The sequence below is a fragment of the Pseudoduganella sp. jia 9 genome, assembly GCF_055502615.1.
Window position 1 is genome coordinate 46,617 of sequence record NZ_JBUPWE010000008.1, and the last position, 23,059, is coordinate 69,675.

Annotated in this window: 25 protein-coding genes and 3 tRNA genes; 26 read left to right on the plus strand and 2 right to left on the minus strand. The window is 63.1% G+C overall.

Annotated features, from left to right (window positions below; translation table 11 throughout):
* Positions 1–23: 23 nt before the first annotated feature.
* Both ACY34H_RS11450 and ACY34H_RS11455 read right to left on the minus strand, forming a co-directional pair.
* Complete coding sequence (locus ACY34H_RS11450; protein WP_464977622.1) at positions 24–764, minus strand: SAM-dependent methyltransferase; 741 nt, start codon at positions 762–764, stop codon at positions 24–26.
* A gap of 2 nt (positions 765–766) precedes the next feature.
* Positions 767–1,372, minus strand: a complete 606-nt coding sequence (locus tag ACY34H_RS11455) for a Maf family nucleotide pyrophosphatase (RefSeq protein ID WP_464977623.1) — start codon at positions 1,370–1,372, stop codon at positions 767–769.
* 198 nt (positions 1,373–1,570) lie between these two features.
* Here ACY34H_RS11455 and ACY34H_RS11460 point away from each other — a divergent pair, with 198 nt between their 5' ends.
* From ACY34H_RS11460 to ACY34H_RS11585, 26 genes are all read left to right on the plus strand, one after another.
* On the plus strand, positions 1,571–2,065 hold the full coding sequence (locus ACY34H_RS11460; protein WP_464977624.1) for a YceD family protein: 495 nt from the start codon (positions 1,571–1,573) through the stop codon (positions 2,063–2,065).
* Between the two features lie 288 nt (positions 2,066–2,353).
* Positions 2,354–2,536, plus strand: coding sequence for a 50S ribosomal protein L32 (gene rpmF / locus ACY34H_RS11465; protein ID WP_005666806.1), 183 nt, complete (start codon positions 2,354–2,356; stop codon positions 2,534–2,536).
* A gap of 209 nt (positions 2,537–2,745) precedes the next feature.
* A complete protein-coding gene (gene plsX, locus ACY34H_RS11470; RefSeq protein WP_464977625.1) occupies positions 2,746–3,789 on the plus strand; it encodes a phosphate acyltransferase PlsX in 1,044 nt (347 codons plus the stop codon).
* Positions 3,790–3,795: 6 nt separating this feature from the next.
* The gene (locus tag ACY34H_RS11475; protein ID WP_464977626.1) at positions 3,796–4,782 is read left to right on the plus strand and encodes a beta-ketoacyl-ACP synthase III; all 987 of its coding nucleotides are present in this window, start codon (positions 3,796–3,798) and stop codon (positions 4,780–4,782) included.
* A 254-nt stretch (positions 4,783–5,036) separates the two neighbouring features.
* Positions 5,037–5,987: an ACP S-malonyltransferase gene (gene fabD / locus ACY34H_RS11480; RefSeq protein WP_464977627.1), complete on the plus strand. Its 951-nt coding sequence runs from the start codon at positions 5,037–5,039 to the stop codon at positions 5,985–5,987.
* 29 nt (positions 5,988–6,016) lie between these two features.
* Entirely contained in the window at positions 6,017–6,763 is a 747-nt protein-coding gene (gene fabG / locus ACY34H_RS11485; protein WP_464977628.1) for a 3-oxoacyl-ACP reductase FabG, read from the plus strand.
* Positions 6,764–6,931: 168 nt separating this feature from the next.
* Positions 6,932–7,171: an acyl carrier protein gene (gene acpP, locus ACY34H_RS11490; protein WP_028104092.1), complete on the plus strand. Its 240-nt coding sequence runs from the start codon at positions 6,932–6,934 to the stop codon at positions 7,169–7,171.
* Between the two features lie 41 nt (positions 7,172–7,212).
* Positions 7,213–8,457, plus strand: coding sequence for a beta-ketoacyl-ACP synthase II (fabF, locus tag ACY34H_RS11495; protein ID WP_464977629.1), 1,245 nt, complete (start codon positions 7,213–7,215; stop codon positions 8,455–8,457).
* 427 nt (positions 8,458–8,884) lie between these two features.
* Positions 8,885–9,391 carry a hypothetical protein gene (locus tag ACY34H_RS11500; protein WP_464977630.1) on the plus strand — a complete coding sequence of 169 codons (507 nt, stop codon included), beginning with the start codon at positions 8,885–8,887 and terminating at the stop codon, positions 9,389–9,391.
* Between the two features lie 68 nt (positions 9,392–9,459).
* Positions 9,460–10,062, plus strand: a complete 603-nt coding sequence (gene rpoE / locus ACY34H_RS11505; RefSeq protein WP_464977631.1) for an RNA polymerase sigma factor RpoE — start codon at positions 9,460–9,462, stop codon at positions 10,060–10,062.
* A 199-nt stretch (positions 10,063–10,261) separates the two neighbouring features.
* The gene (locus ACY34H_RS11510; RefSeq protein WP_464977632.1) at positions 10,262–10,600 is read left to right on the plus strand and encodes a sigma-E factor negative regulatory protein; all 339 of its coding nucleotides are present in this window, start codon (positions 10,262–10,264) and stop codon (positions 10,598–10,600) included.
* Positions 10,601–10,805: 205 nt separating this feature from the next.
* On the plus strand, positions 10,806–12,317 hold the full coding sequence (locus ACY34H_RS11515) for a DegQ family serine endoprotease (protein WP_464977633.1): 1,512 nt from the start codon (positions 10,806–10,808) through the stop codon (positions 12,315–12,317).
* 93 nt (positions 12,318–12,410) lie between these two features.
* Positions 12,411–12,686 carry a glutaredoxin family protein gene (locus ACY34H_RS11520; RefSeq protein ID WP_464977634.1) on the plus strand — a complete coding sequence of 92 codons (276 nt, stop codon included), beginning with the start codon at positions 12,411–12,413 and terminating at the stop codon, positions 12,684–12,686.
* Positions 12,687–12,955: 269 nt separating this feature from the next.
* Positions 12,956–14,749: a translation elongation factor 4 gene (gene lepA / locus ACY34H_RS11525; protein WP_464977635.1), complete on the plus strand. Its 1,794-nt coding sequence runs from the start codon at positions 12,956–12,958 to the stop codon at positions 14,747–14,749.
* Positions 14,746–15,666, plus strand: a complete 921-nt coding sequence (lepB, locus tag ACY34H_RS11530; protein WP_464977636.1) for a signal peptidase I — start codon at positions 14,746–14,748, stop codon at positions 15,664–15,666. Before lepA ends, lepB begins: the two co-directional genes overlap by 4 nt.
* A gap of 45 nt (positions 15,667–15,711) precedes the next feature.
* Positions 15,712–16,104 (plus strand): DUF4845 domain-containing protein, encoded by a 393-nt coding sequence (locus ACY34H_RS11535; RefSeq protein ID WP_464977637.1) that lies wholly within the window; start codon positions 15,712–15,714, stop codon positions 16,102–16,104.
* A gap of 25 nt (positions 16,105–16,129) precedes the next feature.
* Positions 16,130–16,918 (plus strand): ribonuclease III, encoded by a 789-nt coding sequence (rnc, locus tag ACY34H_RS11540; RefSeq protein ID WP_464977638.1) that lies wholly within the window; start codon positions 16,130–16,132, stop codon positions 16,916–16,918.
* Between the two features lie 12 nt (positions 16,919–16,930).
* The gene (gene era / locus ACY34H_RS11545; RefSeq protein WP_464977639.1) at positions 16,931–17,833 is read left to right on the plus strand and encodes a GTPase Era; all 903 of its coding nucleotides are present in this window, start codon (positions 16,931–16,933) and stop codon (positions 17,831–17,833) included.
* 49 nt (positions 17,834–17,882) lie between these two features.
* Positions 17,883–18,770: a DNA repair protein RecO gene (gene recO, locus ACY34H_RS11550; protein WP_464977816.1), complete on the plus strand. Its 888-nt coding sequence runs from the start codon at positions 17,883–17,885 to the stop codon at positions 18,768–18,770.
* Between the two features lie 23 nt (positions 18,771–18,793).
* Complete coding sequence (gene pdxJ / locus ACY34H_RS11555; RefSeq protein WP_464977640.1) at positions 18,794–19,552, plus strand: pyridoxine 5'-phosphate synthase; 759 nt, start codon at positions 18,794–18,796, stop codon at positions 19,550–19,552.
* Positions 19,549–19,947 carry a holo-ACP synthase gene (gene acpS, locus ACY34H_RS11560; protein ID WP_464977641.1) on the plus strand — a complete coding sequence of 133 codons (399 nt, stop codon included), beginning with the start codon at positions 19,549–19,551 and terminating at the stop codon, positions 19,945–19,947. Before pdxJ ends, acpS begins: the two co-directional genes overlap by 4 nt.
* Positions 19,948–20,044: 97 nt before the next feature.
* Positions 20,045–21,889, plus strand: a complete 1,845-nt coding sequence (uvrC, locus tag ACY34H_RS11565; RefSeq protein ID WP_464977817.1) for an excinuclease ABC subunit UvrC — start codon at positions 20,045–20,047, stop codon at positions 21,887–21,889.
* Positions 21,890–22,011: 122 nt separating this feature from the next.
* The gene (pgsA, locus tag ACY34H_RS11570; RefSeq protein WP_464977642.1) at positions 22,012–22,596 is read left to right on the plus strand and encodes a CDP-diacylglycerol--glycerol-3-phosphate 3-phosphatidyltransferase; all 585 of its coding nucleotides are present in this window, start codon (positions 22,012–22,014) and stop codon (positions 22,594–22,596) included.
* 89 nt (positions 22,597–22,685) lie between these two features.
* A tRNA-Gly gene (locus ACY34H_RS11575) sits at positions 22,686–22,761 on the plus strand.
* A gap of 82 nt (positions 22,762–22,843) precedes the next feature.
* Positions 22,844–22,919, plus strand: a tRNA-Gly gene (locus tag ACY34H_RS11580).
* 40 nt (positions 22,920–22,959) lie between these two features.
* A tRNA-Gly gene (locus tag ACY34H_RS11585) sits at positions 22,960–23,035 on the plus strand.
* The last annotated feature ends 24 nt before the right edge of the window (positions 23,036–23,059 follow it).

The following is a 23,059-nucleotide window of genomic DNA, read 5'->3' on the forward strand; positions in this document are numbered from 1 at the left end:
GGCGGCACCGCCGGTTGGCGATGTCAGCCGGCTGCCAGCAGCAGGAACACCGTCGGCTTCTTGTGGAAGTCCGGGCCCCGGTCTGCCGCGAGTGCGCTTTTCCATTGCGCCGCCGTCTGCGTGCGGATGCTTTCCGATGGCAGGCTGATGTCCGTGGCCACGCACACCAGCGTGCCGGGCTGGCAGGTCGCCGCGAGCGCTTCCAGCAGGGCGCCATTGCGGTACGGCGTTTCAATGAACAGCTGCGTCTGCTTTTCCACCCGCGAACGCTGTTCCAGCTCCTTCAGGCGCTTGGCGCGCGCGGCGGCATCGGTGGGCAGGTAACCGTTGAACGCGAAACTCTGGCCGTTCAGGCCGCTTGCCATCACGGCCAGCAGCAGCGATGACGGACCGACCAGCGGCCGCACGGGAATGCCTTCCCTGTGGGCCAGCCGCACCAGGTCGGCGCCAGGGTCCGCCACGGCCGGCACGCCCGCTTCCGACAGCAGCCCGGCATCGTGGCCGTCGCGCAGCGGAGCCAGCAGGCCCGCCAGCGCGTCGGCCTTCGTGTTGACATTCAATTCGGTGATCGCGATCTCCTGCAGGGGCCGGGCCAGCGGATGGACGGCATGCACGCGCTTCAGGAAGGCCCGCGCAGTCTTCGCGTTTTCCGCGACGAAGTGCGCCAGCTGCGCCGTGGTGGCCTGCACATGGTCGGGAATGACATGGTCCAGCGCCGCGGTCTCGCCCAGCGTATTGGGAATCAGGTAAAGGGTGCCGGGCATGTTCAGCCTTGAAAGAAAGTGACGCCGGCCGCGCGCAGCATGCCGGTCAGCGCGATCAGCGGCAGGCCGGTCAACGCGGTGGGGTCGGTGGAGTCGATGCGTTCCAGGATGGCGATGCCGAGGCCTTCGTTCTTGGCGCTGCCGGCGCAATCGTACGGCTGCTCGATGCGCAGGTAGGCATCGAGTTCGGCATCGGGCAGCTGGCGGAACGTGACGGCGGTGCGGATATCTTCCAGGGCGCAGGTGCCGGTGCGGCCATCCCACAGGCACAGCGCGGTATGGAAGATCACTTCGCGCCCGCGCATCTTTTGCAGCTGGGCCAGGGCGGCGGCATGGCTGCCGGGCTTGCCGATCTGTTCATCGTCCAGTGTGGCGACCTGGTCGGAGCCGATCACCAGGCTGCCGGGATGGCGCGCCGCGACGGCCCGGGCCTTTTCGCGCGCCAGCCGCAGCGCGGTGTCCGACGGCGACTCGCCGGCCAGCGGCGCTTCGTCGATCGCCGGCACGTCGACGGTGAAGGGCAGGCGGAGGCGGCCCAGCAGTTCGCGGCGGTAGGCGGAACTCGATGCAAGCACGAGCGGAGGGGCAGGGGAGTGACTTTGGTTCATGGAAACATTTTCTTGTGGCGACGCGCTTTGAATTGTTATATGCTCTGTGCGCCGTTGGATCGCTGTTGGATTGGTGTTGAAAATAAGCTGCTCAGGCGCCGAAAAGTGCCCGGATTGCGTGCAAGCCTTTGACCTGCCTTTGGAAACCCTGTTATTATCTCAGGTTTTCGAGGGAAGTTTTAGCCGATGAGCGCTGCAATGACCACACAGCTGATCGATGCTTTTGAATTCTGTCGGACAGGCAGCACCCGCGAAGGCGTCACGCCGGTGGCTCAGATGGAACGCCTGGTACGCGATTGCGCGTCGGCCGAAGGCGAGATCGCCTGGAAGGCCGAGGGCGGCACGAGCAGGCAGGGCTTTCCGCAGATGCGCCTGGCTGTTGCCGGCACCGTGCAACTGGCCTGCCAGCGCTGCCTGGCACCATTCGCCTACGAAATCGATTCGTCGACCGTGCTGATGCTGGGCGAAGACGATGCCAAGGCCGATGAAATCGAAGAGGTGATCGATGACGAGACGATCGACGTGATCGTCGGCACGCGTTCGATGAACCTGATGGACCTGATTGAAGACGAGGCCCTGCTGGCCTTGCCGCAAGCACCGAAGCACGATGTCTGCCCCGATACGGCGCTGCTCGATACGGTGCGCAGCGAAAAGAAGTCGCCATTCGATGCGCTGAAGGCGCTGAAAAAATAAGGAATCTCGAGCAATTCATTGGGCGGCGCCAACCGGCGGGTTGCGATGTCCGGCGTACCGCGAGTACGCACGGGTTTCTCGACCGTATATCCGGTGCCGCCCATTCCGGGTTTTCGGAATTCACCGAGTAGTTGTAAAGAACATGCCAATCGGGCTGCGAGTATTGGCATTGAGTAGTAATGCAGCATGGTGGAGCGTCAAAAACGCGATGCCGCTGGGATACTCGATTTGCATGTATTTGCCGGTCGATTGTGTTAAAATTTTAGAACTTAAGTATTAGGAGTCATCATGGCTGTTCAACAGAACAAGAAGTCCCCGTCGAAGCGCGGCATGCACCGTTCGCACGATTTCCTGACCGCCCCTAACCTGGCAGTCGAGCCGACCACCGGCGAAACCCACCTGCGTCACCATATCAGCCCGAACGGCTTTTATCGTGGTCGCAAGGTGCTGAAGACCAAAAACGACGAGTAATCGGCGTTTTGGTTTCGGCCAAAGACCAAAAGCGGTGCACGCGAAAGTTTTATCGTGGCGCCGCTTTTTCTTTTCGTGGACCCCGAGCACTTTCCAGACTGTGCGCACGTATTTCCCGTTGCGCCATGCTGTTCCCCGGCCTGCCGGGAATTGATGTGTCTTGAAACCGCAGGCTCCGGTGCTCGCGCCGGGATTGCATCTTGCCCGCAATGACAATTAAAATTTCTATCGACTGCATGGGCGGCGACCACGGCCCGTCGGTCACCATTCCTGCCGCACTTTCCTTCCTGAACCGCGAATCCGATGCCGAACTGATCCTGGTTGGCCTCGAAGACGTGCTCCGCGCCGAACTGAAGAAGCACCGCGCCGGCGACCATCCCCGCATTACCGTGCTGCATGCCTCCGAGCAGGTCATGATGGACGATCCCCTTGAAGTGGCGCTGCGCCGCAAGAAGGATTCGTCGATGCGCGTGGCCATCGAGCAGGTCAAGGACGGCAAGGCCCAGGCCTGCGTCTCCGCCGGGAATACCGGCGCGCTGATGGCCGTTTCCCGTTACGTTCTGAAAACCATGGCCGGTGTCGACCGTCCGGCCATCTGCGGCATCATGCCGAACCAGAAGGATGGCCCCACGTATGTGATGGACCTGGGCGCCAACGTCGATTGCGAACCGCACCACCTGCACCAGTTCGCGATCATGGGTTCGGTGCTGGTGCATGCGATGGAAGGCATCGCGCGCCCCACGATCGGCCTGCTCAACGTGGGGACCGAGGACATCAAGGGCAACGAGGTGGTCAAGGCCACCTCCGCCTTGCTGCAGATCGATCATGAACGCGGCAAGCTGAACTTCCATGGCAACGTGGAAGGCAACGATATCTTCAAAGGCACGACCGACGTGGTCGTGTGCGACGGCTTTGTCGGCAATGTCGCCCTCAAGGCCGTGGAAGGCGTGGCGGGCTTCTTCAAGATGGTGCTGACGACCGAGCTCAAGCGCAATCCCGTCACCATGCTGGGCGCCGCGATCGCCAACAGTGCGCTGAAGCGCATCCGGCAGCGGCTCAATCCCGCGCGTTACAACGGCGCCAGCCTGCTGGGCCTGCGCGGTCTCGTGTTCAAGAGCCATGGCAGTGCCGAAGCGGAGGCCTATGAATGGGCAATCCGCCGGGCCTACGATGCTGCGAAGAACGATGTGCAGCAGCAGCTGGCGGACCTGATCGCCGAACTGATGCCGCGCGAAAATACAACCATTGGATGAGACGGCATGACCCTGTACAGCAAAATCATCGGCACCGGCAGCTACCTGCCGGAACAACGCGTGACGAACCAGGCACTGGCCGACCAGCTGGCCGCCAAGGGCATCGAAACGTCCGACGAGTGGATTTCCTCCCGTAGCGGTATCTCGGCGCGCCATTACGCGGCGCCGGAACAGAATTCTTCCGACCTGGCCGTCATTGCCGCCCAGCGTGCGCTGGAGATGGCGCAGCTGCAGCCGAATGACATCGACCTGATCATCGTTGCCAGTTCCACGCCGGACTTCTTCGGCAGTTTCCCCAGCACCTCCTGCATCGTGCAGCGCAAGCTGGGCATGACCAACACGAGCGCGGCCGTTGACGTGCAGGCCGTTTGCAGCGGCTTCGTGTACGCGATGGCGTCGGCGGACAGTTTCATCAAGTCCGGCATGCACAAGAACGTGCTGGTGATCGGTTCCGAAGTGTTTTCGCGCATCCTGAATTTCGAAGACCGCACCACCTGCGTACTGTTCGGCGACGGCGCCGGCGCCGTGGTGATGAGCGCTTCCGAAGAGCCGGGCGTGCTGGCGTGCAAGCTGCATGCGGACGGCCGCCATTCCGACATCCTGTCCGTGCCCGGCAACGTGGCCGGCGGCGCGGTGGCGGGCAGCGCCTTCCTGTACATGGATGGCCAGGCTGTCTTCAAGCTGGCCGTCACCGTGCTCGAGAAGGTGGCGCACGAGGCGCTCGACGCCGCCGGCATGACGAGCAGCCAGATCGACTGGCTGATCCCGCACCAGGCCAATATCCGCATCATGAACGGCACCGCGAAGAAGCTGGGGCTGGCGCTGGACAAGATGGTCGTCACCGTCGACGAGCACGGCAACACCTCGGCCGCCTCGATTCCGCTGGCGCTCGACACCGCCGTGCGCGATGGCCGCGTGAAGAAGGGCGATGTGGTCATGATGGAAGGCGTCGGCGGCGGGTTTACGTGGGGGGCCGTCCTGGCGAGGATGTAGAAAGCAAGAGCTTACCTGCTCGCCAGGACTTGGCGAGGATGTAGTAAGCAAGAGCTTTACCTGCTCGCCAGGACGTGGCGAGGATGTAGAAAGCAAGAGCTTTACCTGCTCGCCAGGACGTGGCGAGGATGTGACCGCCTCCCCGGGCAGTAGGTGGAATGCAAACGGCGGTGTACAATGCGCGCCGTTTTAGAATTAGTGCTCTAAACGCGGATGCGTCCTCGATGCATCCGCTTTTCATAACGAGAACACATATGACCCAATTCGCATTTGTATTCCCCGGCCAGGGTTCCCAGGCCGTGGCCATGATGGCCGGCTTCAACGGCAATCCGGTCGTCGAGCAGACGATCGCCGAAGCGTCGGACGCACTGCAGTTCGACCTCGGCAAGCTGATCGCCGAAGGCCCCAAGGAAGAGCTCGACCTGACCACCAACACGCAGCCGGTCATGCTGACGGCCGCCGTCGCCGTCTATCGCGCCTGGATCGCCGCCGGCGGTCCGGTACCGTCCATCGTCGCGGGCCACAGCCTCGGCGAATACTCGGCGCTCGTCGCCGCCGGCGTGATCCCGTTCAAGGACGCGGTGCCGCTGGTGCGCTTCCGTGCCCAGGCCATGCAGGAAGCCGTGCCGGTGGGGCAGGGCACGATGGCCGTGGTGCTGGGCCTGTCCGACGAGGACGTGCGCGCCGCCTGTGCCGAAGCCGTGGCGGCCGATCCGACCCAGGTGGTGGAAGCCGTCAACTACAATGCACCGGCACAGGTCGTCATCGCCGGCCACACTGCCGGCGTCGAGAAAGCCTGCGAGATCGCCAAGGCAAAGGGCGCCAAGCGCGCCATGCGGCTGCCCGTTTCGGCACCGTTCCATTCGTCGCTGCTGAAACCTGCGTCGGACCGCTTGCGCGATTACATGGAAAGCATCCATTTCAATGCGCCGCAGATCGATTTGATCAATAACGTTGATGTTGCTGTGCTGCATGATCCTGCAAGCATCAAGGATGCGCTGGTGCGCCAGGCCGCCAGCCCGGTACGCTGGGTGGAAACCATGCAGAAGGTGGCGGCGGGGGGCATCACCCAGGTCGTCGAATGCGGACCGGGCAAGGTGCTGATGGGCCTGACCAAGCGCATCGATCCGAACCTGGTTGGCGACGCCATCACCGACCAGGCTTCGCTGGAGCGACTGCTGGCCATGCTGAAACCGGCTGGCTGAACCAGCTGAATACTATCGAAGGAAAGACCATGAACCTGTCCAACCAAGTCGCGCTCGTCACGGGCGCCTCGCGCGGCATCGGCAAGGCCATTGCCACCGAGCTGGCACGCCAGGGTGCGAAAGTGATCGGCACCGCCACCACCGAATCCGGCGCCGCGGCAATTTCCGCCTACCTGGCCGAGATCGGCGCGCAAGCCGGCAAGGGTATCGTGCTGGACGTGACGGACGCGGCGCGTTGCGCCGCCGTCATCGATGAAGTGAGCAAGGAATCCGGCGCAATCGGCATTCTCGTCAATAACGCCGGCATCACCGCCGACCAGCTGGCGATGCGGATGAAGGATGACGAATGGGACAAGGTCATCGCCACCAACCTGAGCGCGGTGGGCCGGCTGTCCCGCGCGGTCCTGCGTGGCATGATGAAAGCCAAGACTGGGCGTATTATTAACATCACCTCGGTGGTGGCTTCGTCCGGCAATCCCGGCCAGATGAACTACGCGGCGGCCAAGGCGGGCGTGGAGGGCATGTCGCGCGCGCTGGCACGTGAAATCGGCAGCCGCAACATCACCGTCAATTGCATCGCGCCGGGATTCATCGACACGGACATGACCAAGGTCCTGGGCGAGGAACAGCATGCGGCCCTGCTGACGCAGATCCCGCTGGGCCGCCTCGGCAAGCCTGAAGACATTGCCGCGGCGGTGGCTTTCCTGGCCGCGCCGAGTGGGGCGTACATTACCGGCACCACGCTGCACGTGAATGGCGGCATGTACATGGGGTAATGAGTAATAACCATGAATTAAGCGGCATTGCGCAGGATTTATCCGTGTAATGCCGTTTTTTAGCAGTGATTTCGGCAAAGCTGAGCACAGAAGCCGAAATTAGTTTTTCAGTGCGCAAACCTGATAAAATGCGCGCTTTCCGTAACATACACACAATGGAGCCATAACATGTCCGATATCGAACAACGCGTTAAGAAGATCGTCGCCGAACAACTGGGCGTCGCCGAAGCCGACATCAAGAACGAATCGTCCTTCGTCGATGACCTGGGCGCCGACTCCCTCGACACCGTTGAACTGGTAATGGCACTGGAAGACGAGTTCGAAATGGAAATCCCTGACGAACAGGCTGAAAAGATCACCACCGTGCAGCAGGCTATCGATTACGCGACGGCCCACGTCAAGGCCTAATCGGCAGCAACAGCAGCACAGATCGACTCCAGGAGAATCGCTTGAGTTCCAAAAACCGTCGTGTGGTGGTTACCGGCTTAGGTGTCGTGTCCCCGATCGGCAATACGATTGCCGAAGCGTGGAGCGCGATTACCGAAAGCAAATCCGGTATCGCCAACATCACCAAGTTTGATGCCAGCGCGTTCTCGACCCGCTTCGCCGGCGAGGTCAAGAACTTCAACGTCGAAAGTTATCTCGACGTCAAGGAAGCCCGCCATATGGATGCATTCATCCATTACGGCATGGCTGCGGGTATCCAGGCGATCCAGGATTCCGGTCTGGTCGTCACCGAAGAGAACGCCGATCGCATCGGCGTGATCATCGGCTCCGGCATCGGCGGCCTGCCGATGATCGAAGAACAGAAAGCGGATTACGACAAGCGCGGTCCGCGCCGTATTTCGCCGTTCTTCGTGCCGGCCTCGATCATCAACATGATCTCCGGTAACCTCTCGATCAAATACGGCATGCGCGGTCCCAACCTGGCGATCGTGACGGCCTGCACCACCGGCCTGCACAGCATCGGCGCGGCGGCGCGCCTGATCGAATACGGCGATGCCGACATCATGGTGGCCGGCGGTGCCGAGTCCACGGTGTCGCCGCTGGGCCTGGGCGGTTTCGCGTCCGCCCGTGCGCTGTCCTCCCGCAACGACGATCCCGCGACCGCATCCCGCCCATGGGACAAGGACCGCGACGGCTTCGTGCTGGGCGAGGGTGCCGGCGTCATGGTGCTGGAAGAATACGAGCACGCGAAAGCGCGCGGCGCCAAGATCTACGCGGAACTGCTCGGCTTCGGCATGAGCGCGGATGCGTATCACATGACCTCGCCATTGGAAGACGGCAGCGGCGGCGCCAAATCGGCGATCTCGGCAATGAAGAACGCCGGCATCAACGCCGACCAGGTGCAGTACCTGAACGCGCACGGCACCTCGACGCCGCTGGGCGACGTGGCCGAAGTCACCGGCATCAAGTATGCGTTCGGCGAACACGCCAAGAGCCTGGTCGTGAGTTCGACGAAATCGATGACCGGCCACCTGCTCGGCGGGGCCGGCGGCCTCGAAGCCGTGTTCACCGTGCTGGCGATCCACCACCAGGTGGCACCGCCCACGATCAACCTGTTCAACCAGGACCCGGCGTGCGACCTGGACTTCTGCGCCAACGTCGCCCGGCCGATGGCCATCCAGTATGCCGTGAAGAATTCGTTCGGCTTCGGCGGAACGAACGGCAGCCTTGTGTTCGGAAAAATGTGAACTTTCCCGGCTCACTCCAGTCATAACGGAGTGAGCGCCAGTGGCCCGGCGGTTGACTTGGTTGTCGACCGCCGCGTCCCTTCGGTGCCGGCATTCGACGGCATCCTATCGCCCGGCAAGAGGCCGGCGCTTCCAGCGTTTTCCCGTAGTTTCCATATTAGTTTTCCAGCAGCCTGCCCGTTTGCCGGCAGCTTGTTCGTGCTTGTACGTGCTTGTTCGCTCCTGTTCGAGCTTGGTCGCGCTTGTCCCCGCGGCGGGTCTTCGCCCGTGATTCGGTAACGGGTGTACGCCAGCGCAAGGCCGGAACGCTTGCCGGTAGCACATGCCCACAGGGCATGCCCGCTTGCGGCCGGCCCGAACCGGCAGGCAGTTCGGCACGGGCGGCACTTTGCCCGACAACATTCACCTTCCACGATGAGCGTCCACGATGTCCATCGCCGTGTCCGCAGTGATCCATCCGTCGCCCGCATTGCGCATGGCGGGGGCGGTGCTGTGCGCGGCGGTCCTGGCTGGCGGTGCCTGGTGCGGAGCCAGTCCGGCCGGGATATCGATGATGATCGCCGGCGCTGCCGGAGCGGTCTGCCAGCGGCGGCTTGTCAAGCTTGTGCGCATTGATATTTCGGCTGTCGGCCAGATCCGCCTGGCGGTATACCACCAGAGAGACGCGCAGCACGCGGGCGTGGGGCAAAGCGTGCGGTTGCTGCCGGGCTCCACGCTGTGGTCCGGCCTGTTGCTGTTGCGCTTGAGGGCAGAGCCGGAAGAGGTCGGCAAAGCAGGCAAGGCGCGCCGGGTGTACTGGCTGACCATGCTGCCCGACAGCGCCGCGCCGGACGTGCGCCGCCGGCTGGCCGTGGCAATCCGTGCGATCGCCGCAGGCAGGGCGGACGGCGCGGGCAGTATCGGCGGCATGAAAAAAAATCCCGCAAACCCCTGAACCAATTCCTTGCGTTGCGCTCTATAGGCATATGGGCGCGGGCGCTGGAACCACCGAGGGCACAAGGTGTGACGACAGACCGTGAAAGCGATCAGCTGCTGGTCGAGCGAGTCCAGGCAGGTGAGCGGCAGGCATTCGACTTGCTCGTGTCGAAGTATCAGCGCAGGCTGATGCGGCTGGTTTCGCGCATCGTGCACGATCCTGCCGAAGCGGAGGATGTAGTCCAGGAAAGCTTCATCAAGGCCTTTCGGGGCTTGCGCCATTTTCGTGGCGACTCCGCCTTCTACACATGGCTGTACCGGATCGGTATCAACACCGCCAAGAATTTTATCGTGACCCAGAGCCGCCGCACCCCGGCTTCCACCGACATCGATGCCGAAGGCGCGGAAGGGTTTGAAGAGGGAGACGGGCTGCGCGACATCAACACGCCTGAGTCCATGCTTGCGAGCAAGCAGATCGCGGAAACCGTCAACGCCGCGATGGAGTCGCTGCCCGTCGACCTGCGCACGGCGATCCTGCTGCGCGAGATCGAAGGCTTGAGCTATGAAGAGATTTCGGAAATCATGTCGTGCCCCATCGGAACCGTGCGCAGCCGTATTTTCCGGGCACGGGAAGTGATCGCCGACAAACTGCGGCCACTATTGGACCTGCCAGTTGACAGGCGCTGGTAAGGCTTTGAAACTGGTGGCCAGGATTGCGTAACCGCCGGTCATCGGTCATTGGTCCTCGGTCATTGGTCATCGGTCATTGGTCATCGGACATCGGTCATTGGTTCATCAGTCCTGGTATCGGTCGTTGGTACATCAGTCATCAATACATCAGTCATCAATACATCAACCGTTGCGCATATTTGCCATCCAGGGAAATGTCATGGAAACCCCGAACCGCCTTCAGGAAAACATCTCGGCGATGGTGGATAACGAATTGCCGGCATCTGAAATGGAACTCACGCTGGCCGCGCTCTCCGAGCCCGACGGCCTGGTCGCCTGGCGCCTCTACCATCTGGTGGGCGATGTATTGCGCGCGCACCAGCCCGAGGCTGAATTGTCGGCCGGTTTCACGGCCCGGCTGGCCGGTTGCCTGGCTGCCGAAGAGCTGCCAGGAAAGCCCGCCAACGCCGTGGCGCGCGAGGGTGCCGCCACCACTACGGCTACCGCCACGATCACCGCCACAGCCACCGCCACGGTAACGACTGCCACCTCGCCTTGATCGTCGCAGGCCCTGCCGCGAGCGCACCTTTCCGCCGCTCTGTTACATCCGTTAGCGCCACGTTACAGCGCGCTACAAATCTCCCCTTGAAATTTGTTATCTGTTGCAACATCTTGTGCGTGCTGCAACTTCAGCTTTTCGCTTACCATACGGCGAAGCCTCTGGCTTGCGTTGCGCCCTGACCCATACCGAAAACAGACAACCTATGAAAACCAATATCTCTGCTGGTAATAAAACCCTGTCGGCGCTGCTGGTCAGCGCGGGTATCCTGTTCGCGCCTGCCATGTTGGGCCTGGCACCTGCCCATGCCGCGCCGGCGACCGGCGCCGTGGCCGGCTTGCCGGACTTTGCCGACATGGTGGAAAAAGTCGGTCCGGCCGTCGTCAACATCCGAACCACCGAGCGCCTGCGCCAGCCCACGCCGGGCATGACGGATGAGGACGAAATGCAGGAATTCTTCCGCCGTTTCTTCGGTGGCCAGATGCCCACCCCGCGCCGGGAAGGCCAGCAACCGCGCGGGCGGCAGCAACCGCAAGCGCCGGTGGAGCGCGAAGTGCAGCGCGGCGTCGGCTCCGGCTTCATCATCTCCGCCGACGGCTACGTGCTGACCAATGCCCACGTGGTGGCCGGCGCCGATGAAGTTTACGTAACGCTGACGGACAAACGCGAATTCAAGGCCAAGGTGCTGGGCTCCGATGCCCGCACCGACGTGGCCGTGCTGAAGGTCGATGGCGCGAGCCTGCCCGTACTGAAGATGGGCGATTCGAACAAGATCCGTGTCGGCGAATGGGTGGTTGCCATCGGCTCGCCATTCAACCTGGAAAACTCGGTCACGGCCGGCATCATTTCCGCCAAGTCGCGCGATACCGGCGAATACCTGCCGCTGATCCAGAGCGACGTGGCGGTCAACCCCGGCAACTCGGGCGGCCCCCTGATCAATATGCGTGGCGAAGTCATCGGTATCAACTCGCAGATCGCCACCCTGAGCGGCGCCTACAACGGCATTTCGTTCGCCGTGCCGATCGACGAGGCGATGCGCGTGGCCGACCAGCTGAAGGCTACCGGCAAGGTCACGCGCGGCCGCATCGGCGTGCAGATCGGCCCGGTCACGCGCGACGTGGCCGAGTCGCTGGGCCTGAAGGAGGCGCGCGGCGCCGAGGTGTCGATGGTCGAAGAGGGCGGCCCGGCCGCCAAGGCGGGCCTGCGTGCCGGCGATATCGTCATCAAGTTCAACGGCACCGACATCTCCGGCTCGAGCGACCTGCCGCGCCTGGTCGGCAACACCAAGCCGAACTCCCGTGCCACGATCACCGTCTGGCGCCAGGGCAAGGCCGTCGACCTGCCGATCACCGTGGCCGAGCTGGAATCCGACCAGTCCGCCAAGGGCGCGCGAGGCGAGCGCAGCAAGCCGAAGGTCGAGGGTGCCAGCAACGCGCTGGGCTTGAAGGTGTCCGACCTGGACGCCGCCGAGAAGAAGGAACTGGGCGTGCCGGGCGGTGTCAAGGTGGATGCGGCCGAGGGTGTGGCCGCCAGCGCGGGCATCCGGCCGGATGACGTGCTGCTGCAGCTGAACAATGCGCCGATCACCGATGCAAAACAGTTCGCCGCGCTGGTATCGAAGCTCGATCCGAAGCGCGATGCGGCCGTGCTGGTGCGCCGTGGCGACGTGGCGCGCTTCCTCATCCTGCGCCCGGCACCGGCTCCGGCGCCGAAGTAAGCGGGCAGGGCAGCGGTACGGGTACCTGGCAACGACCGGTTGCCAGGTACCCGGCATGCCGCCGCCCGCCCTGCCACGGCACTTTATCCCGCCATGCACTTCATCCTCTATTCGCGCGGCTATTGCCACCTGTGCCAGGACATGCTCGATGCGCTCCTGGCATTGCGCACGCCCGCGCGGCCGTTCACCGTCGACGTGATCGACGTGGATGCCGACCCCGCCCTAGTCGCCCGCTTCGACGAGCTGGTGCCGGTACTGTTTGCCGGAGAGGAGCAGCTGTGCCATTACTTCCTCGACGAGCCGAAGGTGCTGGCCGCGCTCGGCGGCGCCAGCAAGCCAGGCAACAGCCAGCCAATAGCCACCCAATAAGGGCTTATTAAGCCACTTCCATCGCCCGGAACGTGGAATTCGGGCTTTCCCCTCTGAAATCCGGTAAAATGCGAGGGGTTTTTCCTTGCACGTTTTCTCGAAAGGCGCTCGGCAGGGCTTTCCGCCCAGGGCGCTTTTTTGTATTGGCGGCTTATTTGACAACTCGGTTGCCATCTCGGTTGTCAACCAGGTTGCTGGCCTTCGCGCCGTGCATTTGCCGCGCTGTGCTTTTCGCTGTATTGATCGCTGTATTTTTCGCCGTTTTATAAATGAACAACATTCGCAATTTTTCCATCATCGCCCACATCGACCATGGCAAATCCACGCTGGCGGATCGCATCATCCAGCTGTGCGGCGGCCTGTCGGACCGCGAGATGGAAGCCCAGGTGCTCGATTCGATGGACCTCGAGCGCGAACGCGGCATCACCATCAAGGCCCAGACGGCGGCGCTGAAGTACAAGGCGCGCGATGGCGAAATCTACAACCTGAACCTGATCGACACGCCGGGCCACGTCGACTTCTCGTATGAAGTCTCCCGCTCGCTGTCGGCCTGCGAAGGCGCGCTGCTGGTCGTCGACGCCTCGCAGGGTGTCGAGGCGCAGACGGTGGCGAACTGCTACACCGCGCTGGACCTGGGCGTGGAAGTGGTGCCGGTGCTGAACAAGATCGACCTGCCGAACGCCGATCCGCCCTCGGCGATTGCCGAGATCGAAGACGTGATCGGCATCGAAGCCGGCGACGCGGTGCACTGCTCGGCCAAGACCGGCCTGGGCGTCGAAGACGTGCTCGAATCGATCATCGCCAAGGTGCCGCCGCCGAAGGGCGATCCGGAAGCGCCGCTGCAGGCGCTGATCATCGACTCGTGGTACGACCCGTATGTCGGTGTCGTCATGCTGGTGCGCGTGGTCAACGGCACGCTGAAGCCGAAGGAAAAGATCCGCCTGATGGCCACCGATTCGGTGCAGCTGGTGGAAGACATCGGCATCTTCTCGCCCCGTTCCGTGTCGCTGCCGCAGCTGTCGGCCGGCCAGGTGGGCTTCGTGATCGCCGGTATCAAGGAACTGAAGGTTGCCCGCGTGGGCGACACCATCACCACCGCCGTCAAGCCGGCCGAGGCGCCGCTGCCGGGCTTCAAGGAAGTGCAGCCGCAGGTGTTCGCCGGCCTGTTCCCGGTCGAGGCGAACCAGTACGACGCGCTGCGCGACTCGCTGGAAAAGCTGAAACTGAACGACGCCGCGCTGATGTACGAGCCGGAAGTGTCGCAGGCGCTGGGCTTCGGCTTCCGCTGCGGCTTCCTGGGCCTGCTGCACATGGAAATCGTGCAGGAACGCCTCGAGCGCGAATTCGACATGGACCTGATCACCACGGCGCCGACCGTGGTGTACGAAGTCGAGCAGCGCGACGGCTCCATCCTGAAGGTGGACAATCCCTCGCGCATGCCGGATCCGTCGCACATCAACGACGTGCGCGAGCCAATCGTCACCGTCAACCTGTACATGCCGCAGGAATATGTCGGCTCCGTCATCACGCTGTGCATCGCCAAGCGCGGCGTCCAGCTGGACATGGCCTACCACGGCCGCCAGGTGAAGCTGGTGTATGAAATGCCGATGGCCGAGATCGTGCTGGACTTCTTCGACAAGCTGAAATCCACGTCGCGCGGCTATGCGTCGATGGATTACGAGTTCAAGGAATACCGCTCGGCCGACGTGGTCAAGGTCGACATGCTGATCAACAGCGAAAAGGTCGATGCGCTGGCCATCATCGTGCACCGCGCCAATGCGCCATACCGCGGCCGCCAGGTGGCGGCGAAGATGCGCGAACTGATCCCGCGGCAGATGTTCGACGTGGCGATCCAGGCGGCCATCGGCTCCAACATCATCTCGCGCGAGAACGTCAAGGCACTGCGCAAGAACGTGCTGGCCAAGTGCTACGGCGGCGACATCTCGCGGAAGAAGAAGCTGCTGGAAAAGCAGAAGGCCGGCAAGAAGCGCATGAAGCAGGTCGGCTCGGTTGAGATCCCGCAAGAAGCATTCCTGGCAATCCTCCAAGTGGAAGAGAAATGACATTGCAAAGCATCCTCGGTAACTTCGCGCTGATCCTGTTCGTACTGATGGTGGTAACCGGGATCGTCTGGGTCCTGGACGTGTTCTACCTGGCGAAAGGCCGCCGTGCCGCCGCCGACAAGGCGCTGGCCGAATACGATGCCCGCACCGCCAAGCTGACGGCCGACGGCATCAAGGTCGACAGCAATGCGCAGACCCGTGCCCAGATCGAGCAGGGCCTGCTGAAGCAGCCCACCTGGGTCGAGTACTCCGGCAGTTTCTTCCCGGTGATCGCCCTGGTGTTCGTGCTGCGCTCGTTCCTGTTCGAGCCGTTCAAGATCCCGTCGTCGTCGATGGTGCCGACCTTGCTCGTAGGCGACCTGATCCTCGTGAACAAGTTCACGTATGGCATCCGCCTGCCGATCGTCAACCAGAAAATCATCCAGCTGAACGATCCGCAGCGCGGCGACGTGATGGTGTTCAAGTACCCGATGGACATGAGCCAGGATTACATCAAGCGCGTCGTCGGCGTGCCGGGTGATAAGATCACTTATGAAAACAAGCGTCTGACCGTCAACGGCAAGCCGATCAGTTATGCACCGCTGGAAGACTATCTCGAAGACGAGACCCTGAATTACAAGAAGCAATTCACGGAAAACCTGTCCGGCACCGAGCACCGCATCCTGAACGACGACCGTGCCGCCACGCTGAACCTGTCGGATGTGCGCGATTTCCCGAACAAGGAAGCGTGCACGTACACGTACGAAGGATTTACCTGCACGGTGCCGGCCGGAAACTACTTCATGATGGGCGACAACCGCGACAACAGTGCGGACAGCCGCTACTGGGGTTTCGTGCCGGACCGTAACATCGTCGGCAAGGCGGTGGCGGTATGGATGAACCTGTCCAACCTGCGCCGTATCGGCGGTATCCAGTAAGCCGCCTTGTACCAGGCAAGCGGCAAGGGAAACGAGGGAGCATCGATGCGGGGAGTGCATTTTCCGGCCAGCAGGCAGCAGGGCATCTCGCTGACCGGCCTGATCGTGGTGCTGGCACTGGTCGGCATGGTCGGCGTGCTGGCGATGAAGATACTGCCCACGTACACCGAATACCGCTCGGTCGGCGCGGCGATCGCCAAGGCCAAGGCCGCCGGCGGCACGCCGCAGGAAATACGCGCCTCGTTCGACCGCAGCGCCGAGGTAAACTACATCAGCTCGATCAGTGGCCGCGACCTCACGATCGAGCGTATCGATGGCGAACTGGAAGTTTCGTTTGCCTACGACAAGAAAATCCACCTGGCCGGACCGGCCAGCGTGCTGCTCGAATACAGCGGCTCGACCGCCAAGGCCGGGGCCGCCACCAACAAGCCCGAGTGACACGACAGAGAGGACAGACAGGACGATGAATCTACAGTTATTGCAAACCAAGCTGGGCCACACGTTCGGGGATGCTGGATTGCTGCAGCAGGCCCTGACGCATCGCAGCCACAGCAGTTTGCATAACGAACGCCTGGAATTCCTCGGCGATTCGATCCTGAACTGCGTCGTGGCCTCGATCCTGTACGACCGCTACCTGCAGATCGACGAGGGCGACCTGTCGCGCCTGCGGGCCAACCTGGTCAAGCAGCAATCGCTGTACGAGATCGCCCAGAAGCTCGAACTGTCGCAATTCCTGCGGCTCGGCGAAGGCGAACTGAAGTCGGGCGGTTTCCGCCGCCCGTCGATCCTCGCCGACACGCTGGAAGCGCTGCTGGGCGCAATCTTCCTGGATGCCGGTTTCGATGCGGCGGCCAAGGTGGTGCGCTCGTTCTATATCCCGATCCTCGACACGGTCGACCCGCGCACCCTGGGCAAGGATGCCAAGACGCTGCTGCAGGAATTCTTGCAGAGCAAAAAGATTTCGCTGCCGCTGTACAACGTGGTGGCCACGCACGGCGCCGCGCACAGCCAGGAATTCGAGATCGAATGCCTGGTGCCCAAGCTGGGCATCCAGGTCTACGGCCGGGGCGGCAGCCGCCGCGCCGGCGAACAGGCAGCCGCCAAGCTGGCGCTGGAAGTGGCCGAGCAGGCCATGCAGAAGGCGCCGGCCGCCGCGCGCCGGGCCAGGCCGCGCGCCGCGCAGCTGAAGCTGGCGGGCATCGCCACCGTCCAGGGCGACGAACTGGCGGAAAAAAAGCTCGCCAACAAATAACCGAGAAACATCATGACCGACCCCACCACGCCCGCGGATTTTCGCTGCGGCTACATTGCCATCGTCGGCCGCCCCAACGTGGGCAAGTCGACGCTGATGAACACGCTGATCGGCGCCAAGGTCAGCATCACGTCGCGCAAGGCACAGACCACGCGTCACCGCATCACCGGCATCCAGACGCTGGCCGATGCGCAATTCATCTATGTCGATACGCCGGGCTTCCAGACGCGCCACTCGAACGCGCTGAACAAGACGCTGAACAAGACCGTCACCGGCACGCTCGATTCGTCGGACGTGATCCTGTTCCTGGTCGAAGCCGGCACCTTCGGCGAGGCCGACCAGCAGGTGATCGACCTGCTGCCGAAAAACGTCCCCGTGGTGCTGGTGATTAACAAGTCCGACCGCGTCAAGGACAAGGCCGTGCTGCTGCCGTTCGCGCAGCAGGTCGCGTCGAAATTCGACTTTGCCGCCGTGGTACCGGTCTCGGCCAAGCTGCGCTTCCAGCTCGACGGCCTGCAGAACGAAATCAAGCGCCTGCTGCCGGAAAACCCGCCGGTCTTCGGCGAAGACGACATCACCGACCGCAGCGAGAAGTTCCTCGCCTCCGAGATCGTCCGCGAAAAACTGTTCCGCTTCGTCGGCGACGAGCTGCCATACACGAGCACCGTGCTGATCGAAAAGTTCGAACAGGAAGGCAATCTGCGCCGAATCTTCGCGGCCATCCTGGTCGAACGCGATGGCCACAAATCCATGATCATCGGCAACAAGGGCGCCCGCCTGAAGGAAGTTTCCACCCAGGCCCGCCTGGACATGGAAAAACTGTTCGGCGGCCCCGTGTACCTGGAGATCTGGGTGAAGGTCAAGTCCGGCTGGGCCGACAACGAAGCCGGCCTGCGCGCATACGGTTACGAATAAGCGGATTATGGCTAAACGCCAACCCGCGGCCGAGCCCGTGTCCATCCCCATGGACACGGGCTCGGCCGCAAGCGCTTCCGATACCGCTACCGCGGAGCCCGCGCCGGCGACGGAGCCGGGCGCGCCACTGGCTGTGCGCGACAACGCGGTGGCCTATCTGCTGACACCCCCCGCGGTCGTCCCGCCCCCGCAGCAAGTCCGCAAGCGCACCGCGCCGCGCACGGTCGGCACCCGCGTCACCGAGCAGCCCGCCTTCGTGCTGCACAGCTATCCGTACAAGGAAACCAGCCTGATCGTCGAGCTGCTGACGCGCGATTTCGGCCGCGTCGCGCTGATCGCAAAAGGGGCGAAGCGGCCGCACTCGCAGTTGCGCGGCGTGCTGCAGACGTTCCAGCCGCTGTCGGCGGGCTGGACCGGCAAGAACGAACTGCGCACGCTGACCGATGCCGACTGGGTCGGCGGCCTGCTGCCGCTGGAGAAAACCGCGCTGCTGTGCGGCTTCTACCTGAACGAACTGCTGGTCAAGCTGCTGGCGCGCGACGATGCGCACCCGGCCCTGTTCGACCATTACGTGTCGACGCTGAACCAGCTGGCCCACAACGAACCGCCGCCGATCGTCTTGCGAAAGTTCGAAACGGCCTTACTTAAAGAGACCGGAGTGGCCGCGGACCTGGCACGTTGCGCGGACAGCCGCGGCAGGGTCAAGCCCGGCATCTCGTACGTGGTGGACCCCGAGCGCGGTCCGCGCCCCGCCCGCGACGACGACACGGCGCCGCGCGTGGCCGGCAAGACGCTGCTCGACATGGAGCGCGAAGACTACGCCGACCCGGCCACGCAGGTGCAGAGCAAGCAGCTGATGCGCTTCCTGCTGGCCCATCAGCTGAACGGCGCCCCGCTGAACACGCGGCAGATTTTGATCGACCTGATGCAACTGTAAAAGCAACCGAAAAAGAACAGACCATGAGCTTCCTGCACCCCTCCGGCACGATGATCGACCTGGGCGTCAACATCGACCACGTGGCCACGCTGCGCAACGCGCGCGGCACCAAGTACCCCGACCCGATCCGCGCCGCGCTGCTGGCCGAACAGGCCGGCGCCGACTGCATCACGCTGCACCTGCGCGAGGACCGCCGCCACATCAAGGATGAAGACGTGATCCGTCTGGCGCCGCAGCTGATCACGCGGATGAACCTGGAAGCGGCGGTGACGCCGGAAATGATCGACTTCGCCTGCCGCATCAAGCCGGCGGACGTGTGCCTGGTGCCGGAAAAGCGCACCGAAATCACCACCGAGGGTGGGCTGGACGTGGTGCGCTTCCACAAGGAAGTGGCCGCCGCGGTGAAACAGCTGCAGGGCGAGAACATTCGCGTCAGCCTGTTCATCGATGCCGATGAAGCGCAGATCCAGGCCGCCGCCGACGTCGGCGCATCCGTCATCGAACTGCACACCGGCGCCTACGCCGATGCCGAAGGCGAGGAGCAGCAGCGCGAACTCGAGCGCGTGCGCAACGGCGTGCAGTGGGGCGTGCGGCATGGCCTGAAGGTCAATGCCGGCCACGGCCTGCACTACACGAACGTGCAGGCGATCGCCGCCATCCCGCAGATCGAGGAGCTGAACATCGGCCACGCGATCGTCGCGCATTCGGTGTTCGTCGGCTGGGAGAACGCCGTGCGCGAGATGAAGGCCATCATGGTCTCCACCCGCCTGGGAGCACGATGATCCACGGGATCGGCACCGACATCTGCAAGGTTCCCCGCATCGGCGAAGCGCTGGCCCGCTCGGGCGAACGCTTCGCGCGCCGCGTGCTCGGTCCCGACGAAATGGCCGTGTTCCGCGAACGCAGCGAGCGCAACAGCGTGCGCGGCGTGCGCTATCTGGCCACCCGCTTCGCCGCCAAGGAAGCGTTCTCGAAGGCGCTGGGCCTGGGCCTGCGCCCGCCGATGACATGGCCCGCCGCGCAGCTGCTCAACGATGCGCTGGGCAAGCCGTGCATCGTCTGCAGCGGCGATCTGAAACAATACATGGAGCAGCACCGGCTGGCGGCGCAGGTGTCGGTCAGCGATGAAGAGGAATACGCGGTCGCTTTCGTGATCGTGGAGAAGCTTGATGAGTGAAATGAGCGAGGAAAAGACGGCGGAAGCAGTGGCGCGAACGACGGCGCAGCCAGCGGCACAAACCGCGGCGGATACGGCGGCGGATACGGCGGCGGGCATGCCGACGCCGACGGCGCGCGAGCAGGTACTGGCGACAGTCGCCAAGCTGCCCAACCTGCCGGGCGTGTACCGCTACTTCGACGCCGAGGACAAGGTTCTCTACGTCGGCAAGGCGCGCGACCTGAAAAAGCGCGTGTCGAACTACTTCCAGAAGAACCTGTCCAGCCCGCGCATCGCGATGATGGTCGAGCGCATCGCCAGGCTGGAGACGACCGTCACGCGCAGCGAAGCCGAAGCGCTGATCCTCGAGAACAACCTGATCAAGACGCTCCAGCCGCGCTTCAACATCCTGTTCCGCGACGATAAATCGTATCCCTACCTGAAGCTGACCGGCGACGCGGTGCCGCGCATGGTGTATTACCGGGGCGCGGTCGACAAGAAGAACCAGTACTTCGGGCCGTTCCCGTCGGCGTGGGCGGTGAAGGAGTCGATGCAGATCCTGCAGCGCGTGTTCATGCTGCGCACCTGCGAGGACAGCGTCTACCAGAACCGCACGCGCCCGTGCCTGCTGAACCAGATCGGCCGCTGCAGCGCGCCGTGCGTGGGCGCGATCAGCGCCGAGGATTACCGCGTCGACGTGAACAACGCCGCGCGCTTCCTGCGCGGCCGCACCACCGAGGTGATGGAGGAGCTGGAGCAGAAGATGCACGGCTACGCATCCGACCTGAAGTTCGAGCAGGCCGCGGCGGTGCGCAACCAGATCCAGTCGCTGTCGAAAGTGCTGCACCAGCAGAGCATGGAAACGTCGGATTCGGACGTCGACATCATCGCCGTGGTGGTGCAGGGCGGCCGCGCCTGCGTCAACCTCGCCATGGTGCGCGGCGGCCGCCACCTGGGCGACCGCGCCTACTTCCCCACCCACGTGATGGATGCGGAAGCGGTGGCCGAACAGCCGATGGATGTCGAGGTGCTGTCGGCCTTCCTGGTCCAGCACTACACGGAAAAGACCATTCCCGGTGTGCTGATCCTGAACATCGAGTTCGACCAGCCGGAATTGATCCTGGCCTTGCAGGAGCAGTGCGGCCACCGCATCAACCTGCTGTTCCAGCCGCAGGGCCAGCGCCGCCAGTGGCTCGAGCTGGCGCAGAAGGGCGCCGAGATCGCGCTGGCGCGGCTGCTGTCCGAACAGGGCTCGCAGCAATCGCGCACGCGCGCGCTGGCCGACGTGCTGGGCCTGGAGAACGACGACCTGGAAACGCTGCGCGTCGAATGCTTCGACATCAGCCATACGATGGGCGAAGCCACGCAGGCCTCGTGCGTGGTGTTCCACCACCACCAGATGCAGAACGGCGAATACCGCCGCTACAACATCAACGACATCACGCCCGGCGACGATTACGCGGCGATGCGCCAGGTGCTGATGCGCCGCTACGAGAAAGTGGCCAACGGCGACGGCGTGATGCCCGACGTGGTGCTGATCGACGGCGGCAAGGGCCAGGTGGAAATGGCGCGCCAGGTGTTCGTCGAACTGGGCCTCGACATCGGCCTGATCGTCGGCGTGGCGAAAGGCGAGGGGAGAAGAGTCGGCCTGGAAACGCTGATGTTCGTCGACGGCCGCCCGGCGCAGGAACTGGGCAAGGAATCGGCGGCGCTGATGCTCGTGGCGATGATCCGCGACGAGGCCCACCGCTTCGCCATCACCGGCATGCGCGCCAAGCGAGCGAAGACACGCCAGACGTCCACGCTGGAGGAAATCGAAGGCATTGGTGCCAAGCGGCGCCAGCGGCTGCTGGCGCGCTTCGGCGGCCTACGCGGCGTGACGAATGCGAGCATCGACGACCTGAAATCAGTCGAGGGGATTTCGGCCAAACTTGCCGAAGAAATCTACCGCCGCCTGCATTAACACTCAGAGAACCCGGTACTCATCCGTCCTGCTGAACTGTGCTTGCTGGCATTACCCCGGTCGGCAAGGTAGACTAGCGGCGCGTTATTACAATTCCTACAGCCGCCGTCCAATTTAGCTTTATGCCATTCAACATACCGATCCTGCTGACCTGGCTGCGCGTTGCGCTGATTCCCCTGGTCGTGGGCGTGTTCTACCTTCCTCCCTCGTGGCTGCCGCTGCAGGACCGCAACCTGGCCGCCACCGTCGTCTTCATCGTCGCCGCCATCACCGACTGGTTCGACGGCTTCCTGGCCCGCCGCTGGAACCAGACCTCGGCTTTCGGCGCCTTCCTCGATCCCGTCGCGGACAAGCTGATGGTCGCCGGCGCACTGCTGGTGCTGGTGCAGCTGGACCGCTGCAACGCGATCCTCGCGTTCATCATCATCGGCCGCGAGATCACGATTTCCGCGCTGCGCGAATGGATGGCGCAGATCGGCGCATCGAAATCGGTGGCGGTCAATTCGATCGGCAAGATCAAGACCGCCGCGCAGATGACGGCGCTGCCGGCCCTGCTGTACTACGACGTGATCTTCGGCGCCATCGACACCCGCTTCTGGGGCGAAAAGCTGCTGTGGCTGGCCAGCGTGCTGACGGTCTGGTCGATGTTCTACTACCTGAAGAAGGCGTGGCCGCTGATCAAGGAACGCTCGGGCAGTTTGAGCTAAACAGTATTTTTAGTTTCTCCCTTGACAGTCCGATTCGATCCTCTATAATGCTGGCCTGTTGTTGATGACGACGCAGCAGCAAGTACGAAGCGGGAGTAGCTCAGTTGGTAGAGCGCAACCTTGCCAAGGTTGAGGTCGAGAGTTCGAGACTCTTCTCCCGCTCCAAATGTACTGAAAGCGTCTGGTGTTGAGTCAACAATTCGCTGGGCATCGTTTGATGTTTCTGCGATAATGCGGTTCCTGAAATGCGGGAGTAGCTCAGTTGGTAGAGCGCAACCTTGCCAAGGTTGAGGTCGAGAGTTCGAGACTCTTCTCCCGCTCCAGTCGAAAGACTCGGGGCAGCAGTAAATGATGTAACTCCATGCGGGAGTAGCTCAGTTGGTAGAGCGCAACCTTGCCAAGGTTGAGGTCGAGAGTTCGAGACTCTTCTCCCGCTCCAGTTTCCAGGATTTCAGTCAATAAC

Coding starts and splice junctions, on each gene's coding strand:
- lepB (WP_464977636.1), top strand. CDS start 14,746: ATGACATTGCAAAGCATCCTCGGTAACTTCGCGCTGATCCTGTTCGTA.
- fabG (WP_464977628.1), top strand. CDS start 6,017: ATGAACCTGTCCAACCAAGTCGCGCTCGTCACGGGCGCCTCGCGCGGC.
- pdxJ (WP_464977640.1), top strand. CDS start 18,794: ATGAGCTTCCTGCACCCCTCCGGCACGATGATCGACCTGGGCGTCAAC.
- plsX (WP_464977625.1), top strand. CDS start 2,746: ATGACAATTAAAATTTCTATCGACTGCATGGGCGGCGACCACGGCCCG.
- era (WP_464977639.1), top strand. CDS start 16,931: ATGACCGACCCCACCACGCCCGCGGATTTTCGCTGCGGCTACATTGCC.
- ACY34H_RS11515 (WP_464977633.1), top strand. CDS start 10,806: ATGAAAACCAATATCTCTGCTGGTAATAAAACCCTGTCGGCGCTGCTG.
- rnc (WP_464977638.1), top strand. CDS start 16,130: ATGAATCTACAGTTATTGCAAACCAAGCTGGGCCACACGTTCGGGGAT.
- uvrC (WP_464977817.1), top strand. CDS start 20,045: ATGCCGACGCCGACGGCGCGCGAGCAGGTACTGGCGACAGTCGCCAAG.
- ACY34H_RS11520 (WP_464977634.1), top strand. CDS start 12,411: ATGCACTTCATCCTCTATTCGCGCGGCTATTGCCACCTGTGCCAGGAC.
- fabD (WP_464977627.1), top strand. CDS start 5,037: ATGACCCAATTCGCATTTGTATTCCCCGGCCAGGGTTCCCAGGCCGTG.
- lepA (WP_464977635.1), top strand. CDS start 12,956: ATGAACAACATTCGCAATTTTTCCATCATCGCCCACATCGACCATGGC.
- ACY34H_RS11510 (WP_464977632.1), top strand. CDS start 10,262: ATGGAAACCCCGAACCGCCTTCAGGAAAACATCTCGGCGATGGTGGAT.
- rpmF (WP_005666806.1), top strand. CDS start 2,354: ATGGCTGTTCAACAGAACAAGAAGTCCCCGTCGAAGCGCGGCATGCAC.
- ACY34H_RS11460 (WP_464977624.1), top strand. CDS start 1,571: ATGACCACACAGCTGATCGATGCTTTTGAATTCTGTCGGACAGGCAGC.
- ACY34H_RS11535 (WP_464977637.1), top strand. CDS start 15,712: ATGCGGGGAGTGCATTTTCCGGCCAGCAGGCAGCAGGGCATCTCGCTG.
- ACY34H_RS11455 (WP_464977623.1), bottom strand. CDS start 1,372: ATGAACCAAAGTCACTCCCCTGCCCCTCCGCTCGTGCTTGCATCGAGT.
- acpP (WP_028104092.1), top strand. CDS start 6,932: ATGTCCGATATCGAACAACGCGTTAAGAAGATCGTCGCCGAACAACTG.
- recO (WP_464977816.1), top strand. CDS start 17,883: ATGGACACGGGCTCGGCCGCAAGCGCTTCCGATACCGCTACCGCGGAG.
- ACY34H_RS11475 (WP_464977626.1), top strand. CDS start 3,796: ATGACCCTGTACAGCAAAATCATCGGCACCGGCAGCTACCTGCCGGAA.
- pgsA (WP_464977642.1), top strand. CDS start 22,012: ATGCCATTCAACATACCGATCCTGCTGACCTGGCTGCGCGTTGCGCTG.
- ACY34H_RS11500 (WP_464977630.1), top strand. CDS start 8,885: ATGTCCATCGCCGTGTCCGCAGTGATCCATCCGTCGCCCGCATTGCGC.
- acpS (WP_464977641.1), top strand. CDS start 19,549: ATGATCCACGGGATCGGCACCGACATCTGCAAGGTTCCCCGCATCGGC.
- ACY34H_RS11450 (WP_464977622.1), bottom strand. CDS start 764: ATGCCCGGCACCCTTTACCTGATTCCCAATACGCTGGGCGAGACCGCG.